Annotated in this window: 20 protein-coding genes and 1 tRNA gene; 13 read left to right on the top strand and 8 right to left on the bottom strand. The window is 71.8% G+C overall.

Annotated features, from left to right (window positions below; all coding sequences use genetic code 11):
- Position 1: 1 nt before the first annotated feature.
- Positions 2–1,249, top strand: a complete 1,248-nt coding sequence (locus tag D0Z08_RS28255) for an LCP family protein (protein ID WP_147381560.1) — start codon at positions 2–4, stop codon at positions 1,247–1,249.
- Positions 1,246–1,437 carry a hypothetical protein gene (locus D0Z08_RS28250; RefSeq protein WP_118928631.1) on the top strand — a complete coding sequence of 64 codons (192 nt, stop codon included), beginning with the start codon at positions 1,246–1,248 and terminating at the stop codon, positions 1,435–1,437. Before D0Z08_RS28255 ends, D0Z08_RS28250 begins: the two co-directional genes overlap by 4 nt.
- Before the next feature lie 27 nt (positions 1,438–1,464).
- Here D0Z08_RS28250 and D0Z08_RS28245 read toward each other — a convergent pair whose 3' ends face one another.
- The 3 genes from D0Z08_RS28245 to D0Z08_RS28235 all read right to left on the bottom strand — a co-directional run bounded on the left by D0Z08_RS28245 (position 1,465) and on the right by D0Z08_RS28235 (position 2,893).
- Positions 1,465–1,809: an MscL family protein gene (locus tag D0Z08_RS28245; RefSeq protein ID WP_118928630.1), complete on the bottom strand. Its 345-nt coding sequence runs from the start codon at positions 1,807–1,809 to the stop codon at positions 1,465–1,467.
- 62 nt (positions 1,810–1,871) lie between these two features.
- On the bottom strand, positions 1,872–2,525 hold the full coding sequence (locus D0Z08_RS28240; RefSeq protein ID WP_118928629.1) for an SAF domain-containing protein: 654 nt from the start codon (positions 2,523–2,525) through the stop codon (positions 1,872–1,874).
- 59 nt (positions 2,526–2,584) lie between these two features.
- Positions 2,585–2,893 (bottom strand): FmdB family zinc ribbon protein, encoded by a 309-nt coding sequence (locus tag D0Z08_RS28235; protein WP_118928628.1) that lies wholly within the window; start codon positions 2,891–2,893, stop codon positions 2,585–2,587.
- 98 nt (positions 2,894–2,991) lie between these two features.
- On the opposite strand from D0Z08_RS28235, the gene D0Z08_RS28230 reads away from it, so the two are divergent.
- Positions 2,992–5,583: a penicillin acylase family protein gene (locus tag D0Z08_RS28230; RefSeq protein ID WP_118928627.1), complete on the top strand. Its 2,592-nt coding sequence runs from the start codon at positions 2,992–2,994 to the stop codon at positions 5,581–5,583.
- On the opposite strand, the gene D0Z08_RS28225 is transcribed toward D0Z08_RS28230, so the two are convergent.
- A complete protein-coding gene (locus D0Z08_RS28225) occupies positions 5,580–6,188 on the bottom strand; it encodes a 5-formyltetrahydrofolate cyclo-ligase (RefSeq protein WP_245994599.1) in 609 nt (202 codons plus the stop codon). The two genes, D0Z08_RS28230 and D0Z08_RS28225, sit on opposite strands and share 4 nt — an antisense overlap.
- Before the next feature lie 22 nt (positions 6,189–6,210).
- Here D0Z08_RS28225 and D0Z08_RS28220 point away from each other — a divergent pair, with 22 nt between their 5' ends.
- Both D0Z08_RS28220 and D0Z08_RS28215 read left to right on the top strand, forming a co-directional pair.
- Entirely contained in the window at positions 6,211–7,596 is a 1,386-nt protein-coding gene (locus tag D0Z08_RS28220) for a UTP--glucose-1-phosphate uridylyltransferase (protein WP_118928626.1), read from the top strand.
- Entirely contained in the window at positions 7,589–8,821 is a 1,233-nt protein-coding gene (locus D0Z08_RS28215) for a molybdopterin molybdotransferase MoeA (protein WP_118928625.1), read from the top strand. Before D0Z08_RS28220 ends, D0Z08_RS28215 begins: the two co-directional genes overlap by 8 nt.
- A gap of 46 nt (positions 8,822–8,867) precedes the next feature.
- Here the strand turns inward: D0Z08_RS28215 and D0Z08_RS28210 are convergent, their stop codons facing one another.
- The gene (locus D0Z08_RS28210) at positions 8,868–9,827 is read right to left on the bottom strand and encodes an AraC family transcriptional regulator (protein ID WP_245994598.1); all 960 of its coding nucleotides are present in this window, start codon (positions 9,825–9,827) and stop codon (positions 8,868–8,870) included.
- Between the two features lie 223 nt (positions 9,828–10,050).
- Between D0Z08_RS28210 and D0Z08_RS28205 the strand changes: the two genes are divergently transcribed.
- From D0Z08_RS28205 to D0Z08_RS28175, 7 genes are all read left to right on the top strand, one after another.
- The gene (locus D0Z08_RS28205) at positions 10,051–10,719 is read left to right on the top strand and encodes a Rossmann-fold NAD(P)-binding domain-containing protein (RefSeq protein WP_220454416.1); all 669 of its coding nucleotides are present in this window, start codon (positions 10,051–10,053) and stop codon (positions 10,717–10,719) included.
- Positions 10,716–11,183 (top strand): anthrone oxygenase family protein, encoded by a 468-nt coding sequence (locus tag D0Z08_RS28200; RefSeq protein ID WP_220454415.1) that lies wholly within the window; start codon positions 10,716–10,718, stop codon positions 11,181–11,183. The genes D0Z08_RS28205 and D0Z08_RS28200 overlap by 4 nt, the downstream gene beginning before the upstream one ends.
- Before the next feature lie 195 nt (positions 11,184–11,378).
- The gene (gene moaC / locus D0Z08_RS28195; protein WP_118928623.1) at positions 11,379–11,858 is read left to right on the top strand and encodes a cyclic pyranopterin monophosphate synthase MoaC; all 480 of its coding nucleotides are present in this window, start codon (positions 11,379–11,381) and stop codon (positions 11,856–11,858) included.
- The gene (locus D0Z08_RS28190) at positions 11,855–12,343 is read left to right on the top strand and encodes a MogA/MoaB family molybdenum cofactor biosynthesis protein (RefSeq protein ID WP_118928622.1); all 489 of its coding nucleotides are present in this window, start codon (positions 11,855–11,857) and stop codon (positions 12,341–12,343) included. The genes moaC and D0Z08_RS28190 overlap by 4 nt, the downstream gene beginning before the upstream one ends.
- Complete coding sequence (locus tag D0Z08_RS28185; protein ID WP_342772393.1) at positions 12,340–13,035, top strand: GNAT family N-acetyltransferase; 696 nt, start codon at positions 12,340–12,342, stop codon at positions 13,033–13,035. Before D0Z08_RS28190 ends, D0Z08_RS28185 begins: the two co-directional genes overlap by 4 nt.
- Positions 13,036–13,280: 245 nt before the next feature.
- Entirely contained in the window at positions 13,281–14,141 is an 861-nt protein-coding gene (gene sepX / locus D0Z08_RS28180; protein ID WP_118928621.1) for a divisome protein SepX/GlpR, read from the top strand.
- 49 nt (positions 14,142–14,190) lie between these two features.
- Positions 14,191–14,266, top strand: a tRNA-Ala gene (locus tag D0Z08_RS28175).
- 10 nt (positions 14,267–14,276) lie between these two features.
- Here D0Z08_RS28175 and D0Z08_RS28170 read toward each other — a convergent pair.
- The 3 genes from D0Z08_RS28170 to D0Z08_RS28160 form a co-directional block, all read right to left on the bottom strand.
- The gene (locus D0Z08_RS28170; protein ID WP_220454414.1) at positions 14,277–15,707 is read right to left on the bottom strand and encodes an NAD-binding protein; all 1,431 of its coding nucleotides are present in this window, start codon (positions 15,705–15,707) and stop codon (positions 14,277–14,279) included.
- Between the two features lie 120 nt (positions 15,708–15,827).
- Positions 15,828–17,456, bottom strand: coding sequence for an L-glutamate gamma-semialdehyde dehydrogenase (gene pruA / locus D0Z08_RS28165; RefSeq protein WP_118928620.1), 1,629 nt, complete (start codon positions 17,454–17,456; stop codon positions 15,828–15,830).
- A 26-nt stretch (positions 17,457–17,482) separates the two neighbouring features.
- A complete protein-coding gene (locus D0Z08_RS28160; protein ID WP_118928619.1) occupies positions 17,483–18,409 on the bottom strand; it encodes a proline dehydrogenase family protein in 927 nt (308 codons plus the stop codon).
- A gap of 127 nt (positions 18,410–18,536) precedes the next feature.
- Between D0Z08_RS28160 and D0Z08_RS28155 the strand changes: the two genes are divergently transcribed.
- Positions 18,537–19,736: a PucR family transcriptional regulator gene (locus tag D0Z08_RS28155; RefSeq protein ID WP_118928618.1), complete on the top strand. Its 1,200-nt coding sequence runs from the start codon at positions 18,537–18,539 to the stop codon at positions 19,734–19,736.
- Positions 19,737–19,772 lie beyond the last annotated feature (36 nt).

The following is a 19,772-nucleotide window of genomic DNA, read 5'->3' as shown; positions in this document are numbered from 1 at the left end:
CGTGAACGACAGTCCCGACGCCGCAGGCAGCCGGAAGTCGCGCGCCCGTCGGGTGCGCGGCTCCGTGGCCAACCGCGATGTCGCCGGGAAGCGGCGGGCGCGCAAGCGGCACACCGTCGCGACCGTGATCACGGCCAGCCTGGTCACGCTCGCGGTCGGGACCGCCGGGTCGGTCGTGCTCGCGTACAACAACTGGAACGACAACCTCAAGTACGTCGACCTCGCCCAACAGCTCGGCGACGACCGCCCCGAGAAGGAGGAGGTCGCGGGATCCCGGGAGCCGCTCAACATCCTGGTGATGGGGTCCGACACCCGCGAGGGCGAGAACAACATCGACGGGCTCACCGGCGACGGCGAGCGGTCGGACACCACGATCCTGCTGCACCTCTCCGCCGACCGGAAGCGTGCGTACGGCGTCAGCATCCCGCGCGACACCCTCGTCGACCGGCCGACCTGCTACGAGGAGGACGGAACCGCGATCGAGGGCTCCGAGGCTGAGGACGTGATGTGGAACGAGGCGTTCTCCGTCGGCGGCCCGGCCTGCACGATCCGGCAGTTCGAGCAGAACACCGACATCCGGATCGACAACTACATCGTCATCGACTTCCAGGGCTTCAAGGACATGGTCAACGCCCTCGACGGCGTCGAGGTCTGCATCCCCGAGGACATCGAGGACCCCGAGCACGACATCACCCTCGAGGCCGGCACCCGCGAGATCCGCGACGACGAGGCGCTGAGCTACGTGCGGGTGCGCTACACCGTCGGCGACGGCACCGATCCCAACCGGATCCGCCGCCAGCAGGCCTTCATGGCGGCCATGATCAACAAGGCCGTCTCGGCAGGGATGCTGGTGCGGCCCGACCGGATGGTGTCGTTCCTCAACGCGGTGACCGGCTCGATCCAGACCGACTACGAGAACATCGCCGAGCTCGCCGACCTCGGCACCAGCTTCAACGGCATCGGCCTCGACAACATCAAGTTCGTCACCACGCCGTGGGTCTACTCGACCGCCCAGGAGGGCCGCGTCGAGTGGACCGATCAGGTCGACGAGCTCTGGCAGCTGGTGATCGACGACGACCCGTTGAGCCAGGAGTTCGCCGAGGACTCGATCAGTGCGGACGACGACCCCGAGGGCAGCACTGCGCCGACGAGCGAGGCCTCCGAGGACCCGACCGACTCCGGTGGCAAGAAGGACCGCGACCAGGGCCTCTCGGACGACGAGCGTGAGAACGCCGGGCTGTGCACATGAGCGAGAAGGATCCGAAGGCGGAGACCGACTGGCAGCGTCGTCGGCGGTTGGCCGAGGTCTTCGGCGAGGTGCTGCCTGACGTCACCGGTGACGAGCGGGAGCCGGGCGAGCGGTCCGGCGACGGCGGCCCGGGTGAGTCGGCGAGCGACCGCTGGCTCAAATCACAGGTGCCGCCTCACCACGGGTGAGACGGCACCAGGTGTGCTGCTGGAAGATCAGGCGGTGCGGCTCGCGAGCGAGTCGCGGATCTCGGTGAGCAGGTCGAGCTCGGTCGGGCCGCTGGCCTCGGCGGGGAAGAACCGCTCCTTGGCCTTGGTGTAGGGGACCACCACGACGAAGTACACGACGGCGGCCATCACGACGAACGCGATGACGGCGTTCATGAACGCGCCGAACGAGTTCGCGTCGTTGCTGAAGACGTCGTCCACGCTCTTCGGCAGCTGTGCCGTGAGCCAGGCGACGAAGGTGCTGACGACGGCGGCGAACGACAGCGCCATGATCAGGGCGACGGCGGTTTCGACGAGGTTCCCGCGCAGCAGGAAGTTCTTGAACCCGGACATGTGGTTTCTCCTCTTTCCGAGATGAGTGAATCCCTACCCCCCCGGTAGGACCGCCTGAGAACCTAGCGGTTCGCCCACGCATAAGTCACGAACGCGGTGACCGCGGAACCGGTGACCTCGGCCACCGCCGCAGCAGGGATTCCCAGCACCACGATCCGGCCCGGTATCGCATCCGGCGCGTCCTGTTCCACATCCGGTACGGCGAGCACGAGCGCCCCGCTGGCGACGGTGATCGTGGACCGGGACTCGGGGTCGGTGGCCAGCAGGTCGATCGCGTCCCCGACCTCGAGCAGGCCGGCCTGGGCCGCGTCGGAGAGCCGGACCGGCAGCGCCACCGTCCCGGGCGCGCCCTCGGTCAGCCCGGGACCGACCAGCCGGACATCGGTGACCGGCTCCCCGGCCCGTACCGGCGCGGCCAGGATCGAGCCGGTCGCATCATCGGCGTCGTCCAGTGCGCCGTCGGGCACCGCGTCAGGCGTCAGCGCGATCGTGCCGAGGTCCCCACTGTCCAGGCGGGCGCCGGCCGGCAGGTCGCTCGCCGCGACCAGGACCTCGACCGTGGGTGCCGCGGGCGGGGCCGCCGCGCGGACCCCGGCGGCGACGGCGGCGACCGTGCAGAGGACCGCGAGGGTACGGCGGCGCCGGAGCACCGCGCGTCGTACCGATGTCAGGCGGTCGCGCAGGCGGAGGCGGAGAGGAAGGTCCCGGTTGGCCATGGACCGACGCTAGGAGCAGGCCGTACGGCGGCGCGCCCCCTGCGCGCGTTGTCCACAGGTCAGGCGGGCGCCGCGGCGGTGCTGCTGGTCGACGCTCCGGACGAGCTCGAGCTGTCGGACGAGGAGGAGCTGGAGCTGTCGGACGACGAGCTCGTCGTGGACGCCGCCGCCGGCTCGGTCGCGGTGCTCTTGCCGCGGCTGTCGGTGCGGTAGAAGCCGGAGCCCTTGAAGACCACGCCCACCGCGTTGAACAGCTTGCGCAGCTTGCCCGCGCACTCGGGGCAGACGGTCAGCGCGTCGTCGCTGAAGCTCTGGACCTGTTCGAAGGCGTGCCCGCACTCGGTGCAGGCGTACTGATAGGTGGGCATCGGGTCTCCCCTTGGTGGCGCTGTGAGGCTTAGCACTCTCGTGATACGACTGCCAATCCTACGTGAAGACCCGAGCTACCGGCACAATGACGACCACCATGACCGCTGCCACCCGCCGACTGCGTAACTGGCCGGCCCCGCTGCGTTGGTCGACGTACGTCGCGATCGCGGTGGTACTGCTCCTCGTCCTGGCGCTGGTGGTGTCGGTTGCCGTGGTCCGCCGATCCTGGCCGCAGACCGACGGCGAGATCGAGGTCGCCGGGCTCACGGGCGAGGTCGAGGTGCTCCGGGACGAGCACGGCATCCCGCAGATCTACGCCGACTCGCTGCACGACCTGATGCTGGCGCAGGGCTTCGTGCACGCGCAGGACCGGTTCTTCGAGATGGACGTCCGCCGCCGGGCGACGGCGGGCAGGCTCGCCGAGCTCTTCGGCGCCGACGCCGTCGACTCCGACCGCGTGGTCCGGACGCTCGGCTGGCGGCAGGTCGCCGAGCAGGAGCTGACGCTGCTCGAGCCGCGCACCCGGGACCTCCTCGACGCGTACGCCGAGGGGGTCAACGCCTACCTCGAGGACCGGTCCCTCTCGGAGATCTCCCTCGAGTACGCGCTCCTCGACATCTCGGGCGTCGACTACACCCCCGAGACCTGGACCGCCGTGGACTCGATCGCCTGGCTGAAGGCGATGGCGTGGGACCTCAAGGGCAACCTCGACGAGGAGATCGCGCGGGCGCTCTCGATCGCCGCGGTCGGGACCGAGCGCACCCACCAGCTCTTCGCGCCCTACCCGTACGACGACCACCCGCCGATCGTCGAGCAGGGCGCGGTCGTCGACGGGGTGTTCGAGCAGGACGCGACCGCGCCGGACACCCGCTTGCCGCAGCGACCGCCGCTGGGTCCGCGGGTGGAGGCGGCGCTGTCCGGTGTGCAGCAGGTGGTCGACGGGGTGCCGTCCCTGCTCGGCGACGGTGACGGCATCGGCAGCAACGCGTGGGTCGTCAGCGGCGAGCACACCGAGAGCGGTGCTCCGATCCTCGCCAACGACCCGCACCTCGGGATCTCGCTCCCCGGCGTCTGGAGCCAGGTCGGGCTGCACTGCCGCGAGGTCACTCCGGCCTGCCCGCTCGACGTTGCCGGCTTCAGCTTCTCCGGCGTCCCGGGGGTGATCATCGGCCACAACGCCGACATCGCGTGGGGCTTCACGAACCTGGCGCCCGACGCCACCGACCTCTACGTCGAGCGGGTGCGCGACGACCGGTGGCAGCAGGACGGCCGGAGCCGGCCGCTGACCGTGCGCGAGGAGACGATCAAGGTCCGGGACGGCGACGACGTCACGATCCAGGTGCGCTCGACCGCGCACGGGCCGCTGCTCTCCGACCTCGTGGGCGAGGTCGGGGACAAGGTTCGCGACGCAGGGGAGAGCGGCGTCGTACGCGACGAGAACGAGCGGTGGGACCACGCCGTCTCGCTCGCCTGGACCGCGCTCGACCCGCACCCGACGGCCGACGCCCTCACCGCCCTCAACCTCGCGACGGACTGGCGCTCGTTCCGGGCCGCGCTCGCCGACTTCGCGGCGCCGGGGCAGAACGTCGTCTACGCCGACACCGAGGGCCACATCGGCTACCAGGCGACCGGCCTGGTGCCGATCCGGAAGTCCGGCAACGACGGGCTGCTGCCCGCGGCCGGCTGGCGCTCGGAGAACGACTGGACCGGCGCCCACGTGCCGTACGACGCGCTCCCCAACGTGCTCGACCCCGAGGCGGGGTTCGTGGTGACCGCCAACCAGGCCGTGGTCGACGACGCCGGCGGCTACCCCTACTACCTGACCGACGACTCGGACCGCGGCTTCCGCTCGGCGCGGATCCGGGAGCTGCTCGAGGGCGGTGACGGGCTCGGCGTCGACGACATGGCCGCCATCCAGACCGACGATCGCAACCCGATGGCGTCCGTGCTGACGCCGTACCTCCTCGGCATCGAGCTGCCGGGCGGCTACTACTCCGACGGCCAGCGGCTGCTCGACGGCTGGGACTTCCGGCAGCCGGCCGACAGCGCGGCCGCGGCCTACTACAACGTGGTGTGGCGCGAGCTGCTCTCCCGGACGTTCCACGACGAGCTGGACGCCGACCTGCGGCCGGACGGCGGCCAGCGGTGGTTCGCCGTGGTCACCGACCTGCTCACCCGGCCCGGCGACGTGTGGTGGGACGACCAGGAGACCGAGGACGTCGTCGAGACGCGGGACGACATCCTCGACGCATCGCTGCGCGCCGCCCGCGACGTGCTGACCGCACGGCAGTCGCCGAACGCCGACGAGTGGACCTGGGGTGGCCTGCACCGGCTGGAGCTGCGGTCGTCGACGCTGGGGGAGTCGGGGATCCGGGTCGTCGAGCGGCTGTTCAACCGCGGCGGCTGGGAGGTCAGTGGTGGGGGCGCCATCCCGAACGCGACCGCGTGGGACGCGAAGGAGGGGTACGACGTCGTGGCCGCCCCGTCGATGCGGATGATCGTCCCGCTCGACGAGCTCGACGACGCCCGGTGGATCAACCTGACCGGGTCGTCTGGGCACGCGTTCCACCCGCACTACACCGACCAGACCGACCTGTTCGTGCGCGGCGAGACGTTGGCCTGGGTGTTCACGGCCGATGCCGTCGAGGACGCGGCCGAGGACACGCTGACCCTGGTGCCACCCGACTAGAAGCGGGTGATGCCCTCCGGCGTGGCCACCGCGGTGACGGCCCGGTCGTGCGGCTCGGTCGGGACGGGGTGCCCGGTCTCGTCGGCGTAGAGCAGCACGCAGGTGAAGGTGCCCACGGGCACCCGGGCGAGCGCCCGGTCGTACGAACCGCCGCCGCGGCCGAGCCGCTGACCGGTGGGGGAGACCGCCAGTCCGGGGACGAGGACGGCGTCGGCGGTTGCGATCGCATCGACGCCGAGCCGCGGTCCGAGCGGCTCCAGGAGGCCGCGGCCGGCGGGCGCGAGGGAGGTCCCGCCGTGGTACGTCGACCAGTCCAGGTCGTTGTCGGGCAGCAGGACGGGGAGGATCACCCGCTTGCCGGCGTCGACCAGCCGATCGAGGAGGGCGGTCGTGCCGGGCTCGGAGCCGACCGAGACGTAGCCGGCGACCGTCGCCGCGCGTCGTACCTCCGGTGCGGCCAGCAGCTCGTCCGCGATCGCGCGGGCGGCCGCACCCACCGCGACCAGGGACCGGCGCCTGCGGGCGGTCAGCAGCTGGTCCCTCAGCGCCAGTTTCGCGAGGCCGCTATTACCGACCGGTTCTGGGTTCGATTGCAGACTCGACACGGGGCCAGCCTACGATCGCAGTATGGGTAGCGCCGGTTTGGACATGGCACGCGCGAAGATGGTCGATGCAGGGGTCGACCCGGTCGCGATCGAGACGTTCGCGCACTACTACCGGTTGCTGGAGCACGGCGAGACCGGACTGATCGCGGAGTCGAGCATCGAGCCGGTCGACATCGAGCGGCTCGCCGATGTCGAGGTGGCCCCCGAGGTCGCCGCCGACGCGCTCCGGCAGACGGCGATCATCAAGCTCAACGGCGGTCTCGGCACGTCGATGGGCATGGATCGGGCGAAGTCGCTGCTGTGCGTGCGCCGCGGCCTCTCCTTCCTCGACATCATCGCCCGGCAGGTGCTGCACCTGCGGGAGAAGTACGACGCCCCGCTGCCGCTGCTGTTCATGAACAGCTTCCGCACCCACGACGACACGCTCGAGGCGCTGGCGCGCTACGAGAGCCTGCAGGTCGACGGCCTGCCGCTGGACTTCCTGCAGAACAAGGAGCCCAAGCTCCTCGCCAAGGGCCTGGTTCCGGCGAGCTTCCCGAAGGACCCCGACCTCGAGTGGTGTCCGCCCGGCCACGGCGACGTCTACACCGCGCTGCGGGGGAGCGGCACGCTGGACAAGCTTCTCGAAGGCGGCTGGCGTTACGTCTTCATCTCCAACTCCGACAACCTCGGCGCGGTGCCGGCGCCCGAGGTGGCGGGCTGGTTCGCGCAGAGTGGCGCCCCGTTCGCGATCGAGGCGGTGCGCCGTACTCCCTCGGACAAGAAGGGCGGCCACTTCGCCCGCCGCAAGGCCGACGGTCGCCTGGTCCTCCGCGAGACCGCGCAGACCGCGAAGGAGGACCTCGAGGCGCTCGCCGACCTCGACCGGCACCGCTACACGTCGACCAACAACCTCTGGATCGACCTGCGGGCCCTGCGCGACACCCTCGACCAGCGCGACGGCGTGCTCGGCCTGCCGCTGATCCGCAACACCAAGACTCTCGACCCCGGTGACCCCAGCACGCCCGAGGTGATCCAGATCGAGACCGCCATGGGCGCGGCGATCGAGGTGTTCGAGGGATCGACCCTGATCGAGGTCGGCCGCGACCGGTTCGTGCCGGTCAAGACGACCAACGACCTGCTGGTCCTGCGGTCCGACGTCTACACGATCGGCGCGGACTTCGTGCTCGACCTGGTCGCCGCCGACGTGCCCTACGTCGACCTCGACCCCGCGCACTACAAGCTGGTCGGTGAGTTCGACAAGCGCTTCCCCGAGGGCGCGCCGTCGCTGGCGAAGGCGTCGTCCCTGAAGATCGAGGGCGACTGGACGTTCGGCCACGGCGTGGAGGTGGTCGGCGAGGTCGCGCTCGAGGCCGGTACGGCGCAGCGGGTGCCTGCCGGTGAGGTCCTCACCGGGTCGGATGGCTGATCCCGGGGTCCCGGTCGGCGCCCACGTCGAGCGGATCCTCGGTTCGGTGACGCCGCTGGCGCCGGTGACGGTGCCGCTCGGCGACGCCGTCGGGCTGGTGACCGCCGCGGACGTCACCGCCGCGGTCAGCCTGCCGCGCTTCGACCACGCCGCCATGGACGGGTACGCCGTGCGCGCGGCCGACGTCGCCTCGGCCAGGCCGGGCGCACCGGTGGCGCTGCCCGTCGCGGGGGTGGTGGCGGCTGGAGACGCCGTCGAGCCCGTGCTCGCTCCCGGCACCGCCTGGCGGATCATGACGGGCGCACCCGTGCCGGCGGGAGCCGACGCGGTGGTCCCGTTCGAGTGGACCGATCGTGGCCGCGCGCAGGTCCGGATCGACGACGCCGTCCCGGTCGCCCGGCACATCCGGCGCGCCGGCGAGGACGTCGTCGAGGGGACGGTCGCGGTCGCCCACGGCACCGTGCTGGCGCCGCGCCACCTCGCGCTGCTCGCCGCCGTCGGCACGGCCGCGGTGTCGGTGCACCCGGCGTCGCGGGTCGCGGTGGTCGTGACCGGCCAGGAGCTCGCCGTACCCGACACCGAGCTGGCCGGCCTGCCCGGCCACATCCCCGACAGCAATAGCGTCGCGCTGGTCGCGGCGGCCCGTGCGGCCGGGGCGCAGGTGACGGCGTACGGGCCGGTGCCGGACGACACCCGGCTGCTGCTGGAACAGCTGGCGCTGGCTGCCGAGACCGCCGACCTGGTCGTCACCACGGGCGGGGTCTCGGCCGGCGACCACGACGTGGTCAAGGCGGCGCTGCGCGACCGCGAGGGCTTCTGGTTCGGCTCGGTCGCGATCAAGCCGGGACGGCCGCAGGGCGCCGGTGCGGTCACCGCCTCTGACGGCCGGACGGTTCCGGTGGTGAGCCTGCCGGGCACGCCGGTCGCGGCGTACTCCTCGTTCCGCCTCTTCGCCGAGCCCGCCCTCCGCGTCCTCGCGGGGCAGCGGCCAGACGCAGTCGTGCGCGCGATCCTGGACGTGCCGGTCGACGTGGCGGCGGACCGGACGCTGGTGCTGCCGGCGACGTACGTCGCACCTGGACGGGTAGCCCAGCTCGCCGGCCATGTGGGCCACTCCCAACGGCTGCTGGCCGCGGCCGACGTGCTGCTCGTCGTACCTCCGGGTGATGCCCCGCTCGCGGCTGGTGCTGAGGTGGCGATCCTTCCCCTGGGGCTCCCTGCGTGACGTCACGCAGGGCGCACCCGGTAGTCAGTTGGCGCCGCGCCCGGGCTCAGCCGGCGCGTGCGGCCTTGCGGTGCTGCTGCGGGCTGACGCCGCGCACCCGCTTGAACGCGGCACTCAGGGCGAAGCCGCTCCCGTAGCCCACCTGGCGTGCGACCTGCTCGATCGCGTCGTCGGTGGCGGCCAGCAGGTCGGCGGCGAGCGAGAGCCGCCAGTGGGTGAGGTAGGTCATCGGCGGCTCGCCCACGAGCTCGCCGAAGCGCCGCGCCAGCGATGCCCGTGAGACGCCGACCTCGCGGGACAGGGACGCGATGGTCCAGCCGTGCTCCGGCCGGTGGTGCATCAGGCGCAGCGCCTCGCCGACGACCGGATCGGTGTGGGCGAGGCCGCGGGTCACCTGCTCCTCGCTCGCGAGCCAGGAGCGGACCACGCTCACCAGCACCAGGTCGAGCAGCCGGTCGAGCACGACCTCCTGGCCGGGCTCCTCCCGCATCACCTCGACCGCCAGCAGGTCGACGAGCGTGGCGTCCCACTCGCCGCGGCGTCGTGCCAACAGGCCGGGCAGCGCCGCCAGCAGCGGCCGGCCGGCCTCGGTCTCGGCCTCCCAGGTGCCGAGCAGCATCACCGTCGAGCCGTCGTGGCAGTTGCCCCAGGTGCGGACGCCGAGGGACATCCGCTGCGCGACCAGGTGCCCGTCCAGGTCCACGCACCGGTTGCCCTTCTCGACCGTCACCTGCGGCGCGGTGCCGGGATGGTCGGCCACGGTGTAGACCGGGCCGCCGCGGACCACCGCCACGTCGCCCTCGGTGAGCTCGAGCGGCTCGCCGAGCTCGCCGGTCACCCACGCCGAGCCGCGCAGCACCGCGAACAGGGTCAGGGCGGGATCGTCCTCGATCCGGACCGACCACGGCGGCTCCATCACCATCCGGAGCAGGAAGGCCTGGCGGGCGCGCGGGCCGGACAGCAGGTGCTCGAGACCGTCCATGTGGCCACCATGCTGGACGATCACGTATGGAATCAAGACTTTTGACTATGGAAAGTCTCATCTGGGCGCGATGAGGTGAAGACATGACCACTCACCTCATCATCGGCGGCACCGGCAAGACCGGTCGCCGCGTCGCTGCCCGACTGCACGGCCGGGGCCTCCCGGTCCGCTCCTGTCCCGTCCCGAGTTCGACTGGGCCGACCGCTCCACCTGGTCCGCCGTGGAGGAGCCGGCCGAGGCGGCGTACGTGACGTACGCACCGGACGTCGCCTTCCCCGGCGCACCGGAAGCCGTCCGGGAGGTCGCCGAGCGGCTCGCCCGCGCTGGCGTACGCCGGATCGTGCTGCTCAGCGGCCGCGGCGAGCCCGAGGCGCAGCGGGCGGAGCGCCTGCTCGCCGACGTTGCCGAGCAGTACGGCGCCGCGTGGGGTGTCGTCCGCTGCGCCTTCTTCATGCAGGGCTTCGACGAGAGCCTGTTCCAGCCGCCGCTCGCCGCCGGGCACCTGGCGTTCGTCGCCGGCGACGTGCGGGAGCCGTTCGTCGACGCCGAGGACATCGCCGACGTCGCGGTCGGGCTCATGCTCGGCGAGGTCGTGCCCAACCGCGCCTACGAGCTGACCGGGCCCCGGCTGATGACGTTCGCCGAGGTGACGGCCGAGATCGCGGCCGCGGCCGGCCGGCAGATCAGCTACCAGCAGGTGAGCGGCGCCGAGCTGACCACCGACCTGGTGCGGGCTGGCCTCCCCGTCGAGGAGGCGGAAGGGCTCACCCAGCTGTTCGACCACATCCTCGACGGCCACAACGAGAGCCTCGCGACCGGCGTCCAGGAGGCACTCGGCCGGGCGCCGCGCGACTTCATGGAGTACGCCACCCGGGCCGCCGCCGCGGGTGCCTGGCTGGAGGAGGCGGCCTCGTGAGCACCGCGGGCTGGATCGCGCTGATCGTCGCCACCGTCGGCGCCGGGCTGGTCGCCGGACTGTTCTTCGCCTTCCAGACCGCGGTCATGCCCGGGCTCGCGCGCACCGACGACCGCACCTTCGTCGCCGCGATGCAGGACATGAACGTCGCGATCCTCAACCCGGTGTTCCTCACGGTCTTCACCGCGCCGCTGATCGCGTTCGTGGTCGCGGCGGTGACCGGTCCGAGCCGGGTCTGGGTGATCGCGGCGGGCGTGCTCTACCTGGCGATGTTCGTGATCACGGTGGCCGGCAACATCCCGCTCAACGACGCCCTGCTCGCGGTCGGCGCCACCCAGGACGCCGCCGCGCTCGAGACCGCGCGGCAGGCGTTCGAGGGCCCGTGGAACCGGCTGCACCTGATCCGCACGGTCGCGGTCGTCGCCTCCTTCGGCTGCTGCCTCGGCGCCATCTCGGTCGCATAGGCGACCAAGCCCAAGGGCTCGCAGGCTGCGCCGCGCTCAGGACGCACGCTGGCGGCGTTGTCGTCAGTCGCCGGGACTCCGTCCCGGCTCCCTCCTCCGCCTTGCCATCGCACGCCCTGAGCGCTGCTCGCTTGCACGACCCCTTGGGCTTGGTCGCCTGACCACGACCCGGCCCGCCGGTGGGATCATGGAGGCATGAGTGACCCAGCGCGCGGGCTGACCCACGTCGACGAGACCGGCGCGGCCCGGATGGTCGACGTGTCGGAGAAGGCAGTGACGGCGCGGACGGCGACCGCCTCGGGCCGGGTCCTCGTCGCCCCCGAGGTGGTGGCTTTGCTCCGGGGCGAGGGCGTGCCGAAGGGCGACGCGCTCGCCGTGGCCCGGATCGCCGGGATCATGGGAGCGAAGCGCACGCCCGACCTGATCCCGCTGTGTCACCCGCTGGCGATCTCCGGCGTGACCGTCGACCTCGCGGTCGCCGACGACGCGGTCGAGATCGTGGCGACGGTCCGGACCACCGATCGGACGGGTGTCGAGATGGAGGCGCTCACCGCGGTCTCGGTCGCGGCGCTGACGGTCGTCGACATGGTGAAGGCCGTCGACAAGGGCGCGGTGATCAGCGACGTCCGGGTCGAGGCCAAGACCGGCGGGAAGTCGGGGGACTGGTCCCGATGACCGACGCGGGTGGGCTTCCGGCGGTGGTGGTCGTCGCCTCCAACCGCGCCGCGGCCGGTGTCTACGACGACACGACCGGCCCCCTGATCGTCGACGCCCTCCGTGGCCTCGGCTTCTCGGTGGGCGACCCCGTGGTGCGTCCTGACGGCGACCCGGTCGGCGCTGCGATCGCGCTGGCCGTGCGCGGGGGCGCGCGCGTCGTACTCACCACCGGCGGCACCGGGCTCACCCCCACCGACCGGACGCCGGAGGCCACCCGGCCGCTGATCGACCGGGAGGTGCCCGGCCTGGCCGAGGCGATCCGGGCGGCCGGTGTCGCGAAGGGCGTGCCGACGGCTGCGCTGTCGCGCGGGCTCGCCGGCGTCGCGGGCCGCTGCCTCGTGGTCAACCTGCCGGGCTCGCGTGGGGGTGTGAAGGACGCACTCGACGTGCTCCGGCCGGTCCTCGTGCACGCGGTCGAGCAGATCAGCGGGAGCGACCATTGAGCCCCGACGAGCGGCTGCGCCGGCTCGCGCGGGAGCGGATGATCACCTCCGTCCCCGGCCGCGCGTGGCCGAACCAGCTGATGTCCGGCACCGACCCGGTGGTGACGCTCCGCCCGGTCCGGCGCTCCGACGCCCGGGCCTGGCGTGAGGCGCGCCGTCGCAACGCGGCGTGGCTGTCGCAGTGGGACGCCACCGTCCCGCCGGGTGGCGACACCCGGCCGACCACGTTCGCCGCGCTGGTCCGCCGGCTGTCCCGGGCCGCGCGACGCGGGACGACGTACCCCTTCGTCGTCGAGGTCGACGGCCGCTTCGCGGGCCAGGTGAGCATCAACAACATCGTCCGCGGATCCGCGCAGTACGCATCGGTCGGCTACTGGATCGCCCAGGAGTTCGCCGGCCGCGGGGTGATGCCGCGGGCGGTGGCGATGGCCGCCGACCACTGCTTCTTCACCGCCAAGCTGCACCGGCTCGAGGTCTGCATCCGCCCCGAGAACACGAACTCGCTGCGGGTCGTGGAGAAGCTCGGCATCCGCGAGGTCGGCTACGCACCGCGGTTCCTGCACATCGACGGCGCCTGGCGCGACCACCGGATCTTCGCGATCACCAAGGAGGAGTGCCCCCGCGGCCTGCTGGTCCGGCTCGAGGAGTCGGGCGGGGATGCGTCGGCGGGTGGGGCGGCGGGTGGCAGCTGAGCGAGCCTGTAACTCAGTGTCCGGTTCAGTCCCATTGTGTTGAATCCGCTCCCACGGTGCTGTGGCGAGTCAATTCGCCGAGGGAGTGTCCCGATCGCCCTCTTAGCGAACCGAACACTGAGTTACAGCTCGACCAGCGGCCGGCCCAGGGGCGGACCGCAAATCACACCAGTCACACAGGTCATTCTGTGACACACCGATAGACATACGTCCCGATCTGGAGTAACCGGCCTAGCCTCTCGGTTGTGGACCTGAGCGCGTTGATCTTCGTCGCCCTGGCGGTTGCCTGGGCCGTCTACCTCATCCCCAAGGCGCTCAAGCACCACGAGATCGACCGGGTCAGCCGGTCGGTGGAGAGCTTCTCCGACCGGGTCCGGGTGCTCGCCCGCCGCGAGCCGGTCTCGGCCGACCGGGCCGCGCTCGTCGTCGGCAGCTCCGGTACGACGAAGCCCGCCGCCACCGCGCTCGACGAGTCCGAGTCGGACCCCGTCGAGGACGCGGCCGACGAGGACGAGGTCGACGCGGCCGAGGTCGTCGCGCCCGCACCGCTGTCCCGCGCCCAGCTCCGAGCCCGGAAGCTGGCTGCCGCCCGCGCGGCCCAGCGCCGGCGCCGGGTGCTCGGCACGATCGTCTCCGCCACGCTCGCCGTCGTCGCGCTCGCCGCGTTCGGCGCGGTCGGCTGGGCCTGGGTCGCGATCCCGGCCACGCTCCTCGTGGCCTGGCTCGTGGCCTGCCGGCTGATGGTGCGCAAGGAGCACGCCGCACGGGCCGCCCGCACGGCACCGGTCCGGAAGCGCCGTACCACCCTCGCCGACCAGGCGATCGCCGAGGAGGACGCCGGCGACAACACCGAGGAGATCCCCGCCGTACGCGCCGAGGTACTCGAGACCCCGGCCGACCCGAACGGGTGGGACCCCGTACCAGTCACCCTCCCGACGTACGTCGACAAGGCCGCGGCCGGACGCACCGTCCGCACCATCGACCTCGACTCCACCGGTGTGTGGAGCTCCGGCCGCAACGCCGCCGACTCCGCCCTCGCCCGCGAGGCCGAGCAGCAGCGCGCCGAGCAGGCCGAGACCGAGCAGCGCCGGGTCTCCGGAGCCTGACCCGGATTCGGGAGGACGGCAGCGCTGGTGCTACCGTTTCTCCTCGCTTGGGGCTGTGGCGCAGTTGGTAGCGCGTCTCGTTCGCAATGAGAAGGTCAGGGGTTCGAATCCCCTCAGCTCCACCAAACGCGCGGGTCAGGTGACACCTCCGGCATCCTCACAGAGGTGGCGGAGTGAAAACTCGGCAGATACACGGCAGTGGGACGAACGTCCGGGGTCGCTCTCGGACCGGTCGCCGTGGCGGCACTCCTCGCGTGGCGGCATCGGCGACCGGGAGAAGCCCGCGCCCCGGATCGCGAGGTAGACGTCCTTGTCGTGCCCCACCACGGCTGTCGCCGGCGTACCGAGCAGCCGAGCGACGACATAGGTGGTGCTCAGACTGGTCACGTCCCGGGTGGTTCCCAGGGGCAGGAGTGACCTGGTCTCGGCGATCGCCTCGTGCTCCCCTGCGCGCATGACGACCCGGGTGCCGGGTGCGACGCCGTGCGCGGCGACGGCGATCGCAATGTTGTCGAGGTCGTCGGACCCGACGGCTGCGAGTGCCTGCGCGCGGTGCACTCCCAGCCGCTCGAGCACGGCGCGGTCACCACCGTGCGCCACGATGACCGGAACCCCGAGGGTTCGCGCGATCCTGAGGTTCGGCGCCTGCGGATCCCGCTCCACGCCCACCACGGCGACACCGAGAAGCTGCAGCTCCCGGCACAGCCGAAGGCCGACCTGTCCCAGGCCGACGACCACGACGTGTCCTGAGCGAGGTAGTGCGCGGGCGCCGATGAGGCCCACGAGCCGCGGCCCGAGCAGGCGGTCGACGACTCCGGCCGTGAATGCCGCGGTGAGCACGACGGTGATGAGCATCGCGAGGGCGGACACCAGCAAGTAGCTCGTCGGCGCATGCCCGGAGGTCGCCGGCCCCACGGCGGCCACCACTCGCGCGGCTTCGTGGAACGCCTCCGCGGGCTCGTGCCCGGCCCCGAGCGTCAGCCAGATCCAGTCTCCGAGCAGCACGGCCAGGATGCCCGCCAACCCCAGCAGCAGGAGGCGGGTACCTGCGTCGTGCGGCCGCAGCTGACCCGGCACCCGGCCGACGCGAGCGTGCCAGCGCGCCCGTCGACCGAGAGCCCAGGGGGACTCGACGAGCTCCTCGCCGGACCTGTGCAGGGCCATGGTCCTGCCCTCCGTACGACGGATCGCGAGGGCCTCGGGCTCCAGGCACGGCGCCACGAGCGTGGCGGTCGCGAGGTGTGCCGGAGAAGTGACGTGGCAGCGTGGCAGCAGTTTCACGAGCTGTTCGGAGACGGTCTGGTCGAAGATCGTGACGACCAGCGGAGCCGTGGGGGCGATGTGGGCAACGGCCAGGGCGTACCGCAGCGCCGCCACGTCGTCGTGCAGGAGTACGGCGACACCGCGGGGTTCCCGCACCATCGCCTTGCGCAGCTCGTCGTCGCCGGGCGCGACGAGATGCAGCACCTCAGACCCGCGCTGGAGCAGCGACGCGCAGACCCGGCGCGCTACGTGGGTGTCGCCGATGACGACGAAGACGACGCCGCCCACCGACCTGTCGGTCACCGATTCGCTAGCCGACGAACCGGCAGTCGTCGGACAGGTGGGGGTCACACCGCAGACAACGCGGCTGTCCGCATCCTTCGCACGGATCGAGCGTCGCGCCGCAGTGGCAGTCCATCCGGCTCACCTCATGTGCGGGTAGCGGTGGTCGGTCGCGGGGACGAACGTCTCCTTGACCACCCGGGTGGAAGTCCACCGGTGCAGGTTCTGGGCCGAGCCCGCCTTGTCGTTGGTCCCCGAACCACGGGCGCCCCCGAACGGCTGCTGTCCGACCACCGCGCCCGTGGGCTTGTCATTCACGTAGAAGTTGCCAGCAGCGAACCGCAGAGCCTCGGTGGCGTAGGCGATCGCCGTTCGGTCCCGGGCGATCACGGCGCCGGTCAGGCCGTACGGCGAGGCCGACTCCATCTGGTCGACGACCCGCTCGAAGTCGGTGTCGTCGTACACGCAGATCGCGAGGATCGGGCCGAAGTACTCGGTGGTGAAGACCTCGTTGTCGGGGTCGGTGCACTCCAGGAGGGTGGGCCGGACGAAGTAGCCGACAGAGTCGTCGTAGGTGCCCCCGGCGAGCACCGTGATCGTGGGGTCGGCGTGCGCCCGGTCGATCGCGGCCTTGTGCTTGGCGAAGGAACGATCATCGATCACCGCCCCCATGAAGTTGCCGAGGTCGGTGACGTCGCCCACCGTGAGCGCGTCGGTCTCGGCGACCAGGTCGTCCCGCATCCGCTGCCAGACGCTGCGTGCGACATAGGCCCGGGACGCGGCGGAGCACTTCTGGCCCTGGTATTCGAACGCCCCGCGCAGCAGTGCGGTCCGGACCACGTCGGGGTCGGCTGACGGGTGCGCCAGCACGAAGTCCTTGCCGCCCGTCTCGCCGACGATGCGCGGGTAGCCGCGGTAGCCGGCGATGTTCTTGCCGACCGTGCGCCACAGGTGCTGGAACGTGGGCGTCGAGCCTGTGAAGTGGATGCCGGCGAGTGCCGGGTCGGTCAACGTCACCTCGGAGACGGCGATCCCGTCGCCGGGCAGCATGTTGATGACCCCGGGCGGCAGCCCGGCCTCCTCCAGCAGCCGCATGGTGTGGTGCGCCGCGAGCTGCTGGGTCGGTGCCGGCTTCCACACGACGGTGTTGCCCATCAGCGCCGGCGCCGTGGGCAGGTTTCCGGCGATCGCGGTGAAGTTGAAGGGGGTGACCGCGTACACGAAGCCTTCCAACGGGCGGTGGTCGAGCCGGTTCCAGACGCCGGGGGAGTTCGCGGCAGGCTGCTCGGCGAGGATCTCCCGGGCGAACGCAACGTTGAAGCGCCAGAAGTCGATCAGCTCGCACGCCGAGTCGATCTCGGCCTGGATGGCCGTCTTGCTCTGCCCCAGCATGGTCGCCGCGTTCAGGGTCTCGCGCCACGGGCCGGCGAGGAGGTCGGCTGCCTTGAGCAGGATCGCCGCCCGGTCGTCGAAGCTCAGTGCTCGCCAGGCGGGCGCGGCCTCGCAGGCCGCGGCGACGGCCGCCCTCGCATCGTCCTCGGTCGCATTGCGCAGCGTGCCCAGGACCTGACCGTGGTCGTGCGGCTGCACCACGGCGATCTCGGCGCCGCCCGCGTGGCGCTGCTCGCCACCGATCGTGGCGGTCAGCTCGACGTGTCGGGCGGCCTGCTCCTTGAGGGCCAGCTCGAGCCGCGTGCGCGGAGCACTCCCCGGCTCGAAGTCGTTGATCGGCTCGTTCGTGGGAACGGGCACCTGGGTCACGGCATCCATCGGGTTCCTTTCGTGGGATGCGGGGGTCATCGGGTGATGAGGGAGCGGAGGAAGAACCCGACGTTCGCCGGTCGCTCGGCCAGGCGGCGCATGAAGTAGCCGTACCAGTCGGCGCCGTACGGCACGTAGACCCGGACCCGCTCGCCTGCGGCGGCCAGCCGCCGCTGCTCGCCGGTGCGGATGCCGTGCAACATCTGGTACTCGTAGCTGCCTGGAGCGCGACCGTGTCGCTCGGCCAGCATGCCGGCCAGCGCGATCATCCGGGGGTCGTGGCTGGCCACCATCGGATAGCCGTCCCCGGCCATCAGGATCTTCAGGCACCGGACGTACGCCAGGTCGACGTCGGCCTTGTCGGGGTAGGCGACCGAGTCCGGTTCGGCGTAGGCACCCTTGACCAGGCGCACCCGGGACCCCGCGCCGGCCAGGTCGCGGCAGTCGCCCTCGGTTCGGCGCAGGCAGGACTGCAGGACCGCGCCCGTGCTCGGGAAGTCGTGGCGCAGCTCGCGCAGGATGGCCAGCGTGGAGTCGACTGTCCTGTGGTCCTCCATGTCCAGGGTCACCGTGGTGCCCGCACGGTACGCGGCGGCGCAGACGGCGTATGCGTTCTCGAGCGCGGTCCCGTGTCCATCGCGGGGCAACGCCTGCCCGACCGCCGACAGCTTGAGTGACACCTCCGCCTGCGCGGCCAGACCGCAGTCGGCCAGGCGACCGAGCAGGGCGACGTAGGTATCGCGGGTGGCGCCGGCTCGATTCACGTCCAACGTGTCCTCGCCGAGGTGGTCCAGGGTCACCGACAGCCCGTCCCCGATCAGTCGGGTGGCGGCGTCGAGGGCGTCGTCGAGGGTCTCGCCCACGACGAAGCGCTGCACCAGGCGTCGCGACCCCGGGGCGTCGGAGACCAGTCGCCGGATGCGCGGGCTGCGCGAGGCCGTCAGCAGGGTGGGACCGAGCATGGTGTTTCCTCCGGGACAGGGGCTGGGTTGGCGGCGAACGTACGTGCGGCGACCCGTCCGCGGCTGCGGACAGGTGCCACACACGTCCCCTGCGGCTTTGGACATCTGCTCAAAATGGCCAGGTACGATGCCTCGGAGCGGTAGCCAGAGGGAGATCATGCGGCCGGAGTTCCAAGACATCGTGGACGAGGTGTCCCGGCTGCTGGAGCATCCGGCGACCCTCGAGGACCGCGACTTCAACCTCGTGGCGTTCTGCTCGCACGAGGCGCAGGTCGATGAGGTGCGCCTGCGCTCGATCCTGCACCGGCACTCGACGCGCGAGGTCCAGGACTGGTTCGAGCAGTTCGGGATCGCGACGAGCGAGGTCCCGGTGCGCACCCCGGCTTCTGCCGACTTCGGAGTGGTGAGTCGGCTCTGCATGCCGGTGCGATGGCACGGGGTCACCTACGGCTACCTCTGGCTCCTCGATGACCATGACGACATCGACGAGGAGCGGGTGCCGGAGGCCTCGGCCCTCGCTGAGCGGGCGGGCGCGCTGATGGCCCAGCAGGCTCGCTCCCGCGAGGAGCTCGACTACACGGTGCGGGACCTCCTGTCCGCCGACGCTGAAGCGGTCGGGCTCGCCGCGGAGGCCGTCTACGAGCTCGGCATCGTCGGTCGGGACGCCCCGGTCGCGGCGGTCGAGCTACGCCTGGTTGCGGCGGACCCCGGGCCGCCGGTGCCGATGAACCTGTGGCGGCTGCCCAGGTCCGTGCTGGCGGTGAGCGGCGCGGAGCACAACACCCTGCTGGTGCCGGTCGGGGAGCATGGCCTGGACCTGGCCCGCGACATTGCTCGGCGAGCGTGGGACCTGTACGCCGAGCGCCTCCCTCCGGCCTCCCGCAACGATCTGGTCGTGGGCATCGGCGGCATCCGTGCAGACCTTGCCCAAGCCCGGGACAGCTGGCTGGAAGCCAGGTTGGCCGTGCGGGTGGCAACGGCGGACCAGTCGGTGCGACCGATCGCGGTCTGGCCGGAGCTCGGCGTCCATCGGCTGCTTGCGTGTGGCCCCGAGAAGGCTCTGGCCAGTGCGGTGCTCGATCCGGCCGTCCGTCGCCTGCTCGGGCAGGACGATCCGGAGCTGCGGCACACGGCGCTCGCCTACCTGGAGTCCGGCGGCAACGTCCAGGAGACCGCGGCGGCGCTCCACGTGCACCGGCAGACCGTCTACTACCGGTTGCAGAAGATCGAGCAGGTCACAGGTCTGACGCTCTCCCGCGGCAACCACCGGCTTGTGTTGCACCTCGGTCTCACGATGGCGCCGTTCGTGGCGGGTCCCGGGACCTGAGAACTGTGTTGTCCGGCGACGGCTTGGACATCTGTC

The sequence above is a fragment of the Nocardioides immobilis genome (assembly GCF_003515065.1).
GTDB classification, from domain to species: domain Bacteria; phylum Actinomycetota; class Actinomycetes; order Propionibacteriales; family Nocardioidaceae; genus Nocardioides; species Nocardioides immobilis.
The sequence above is the reverse complement of the archived record's forward strand: the minus strand, read 5'-3'. Positions and strand labels throughout refer to the sequence as shown.

Excerpts from the sequence above, each read along its gene's own strand:
- D0Z08_RS28160 (WP_118928619.1), bottom strand. The coding sequence starts at position 18,409 with ATGCTCGGTCCCACCCTGCTGACGGCCTCGCGCAGCCCGCGCATCCGG.
- moaC (WP_118928623.1), top strand. The coding sequence starts at position 11,379 with ATGAGTGACCCAGCGCGCGGGCTGACCCACGTCGACGAGACCGGCGCG.
- D0Z08_RS28215 (WP_118928625.1), top strand. The coding sequence starts at position 7,589 with ATGGCTGATCCCGGGGTCCCGGTCGGCGCCCACGTCGAGCGGATCCTC.
- D0Z08_RS28230 (WP_118928627.1), top strand. The coding sequence starts at position 2,992 with ATGACCGCTGCCACCCGCCGACTGCGTAACTGGCCGGCCCCGCTGCGT.
- D0Z08_RS28245 (WP_118928630.1), bottom strand. The coding sequence starts at position 1,809 with ATGTCCGGGTTCAAGAACTTCCTGCTGCGCGGGAACCTCGTCGAAACC.
- D0Z08_RS28190 (WP_118928622.1), top strand. The coding sequence starts at position 11,855 with ATGACCGACGCGGGTGGGCTTCCGGCGGTGGTGGTCGTCGCCTCCAAC.
- D0Z08_RS28155 (WP_118928618.1), top strand. The coding sequence starts at position 18,537 with ATGCCTCGGAGCGGTAGCCAGAGGGAGATCATGCGGCCGGAGTTCCAA.
- D0Z08_RS28240 (WP_118928629.1), bottom strand. The coding sequence starts at position 2,525 with ATGGCCAACCGGGACCTTCCTCTCCGCCTCCGCCTGCGCGACCGCCTG.
- D0Z08_RS28250 (WP_118928631.1), top strand. The coding sequence starts at position 1,246 with ATGAGCGAGAAGGATCCGAAGGCGGAGACCGACTGGCAGCGTCGTCGG.
- D0Z08_RS28220 (WP_118928626.1), top strand. The coding sequence starts at position 6,211 with ATGGGTAGCGCCGGTTTGGACATGGCACGCGCGAAGATGGTCGATGCA.
- pruA (WP_118928620.1), bottom strand. The coding sequence starts at position 17,456 with ATGGATGCCGTGACCCAGGTGCCCGTTCCCACGAACGAGCCGATCAAC.
- D0Z08_RS28235 (WP_118928628.1), bottom strand. The coding sequence starts at position 2,893 with ATGCCCACCTATCAGTACGCCTGCACCGAGTGCGGGCACGCCTTCGAA.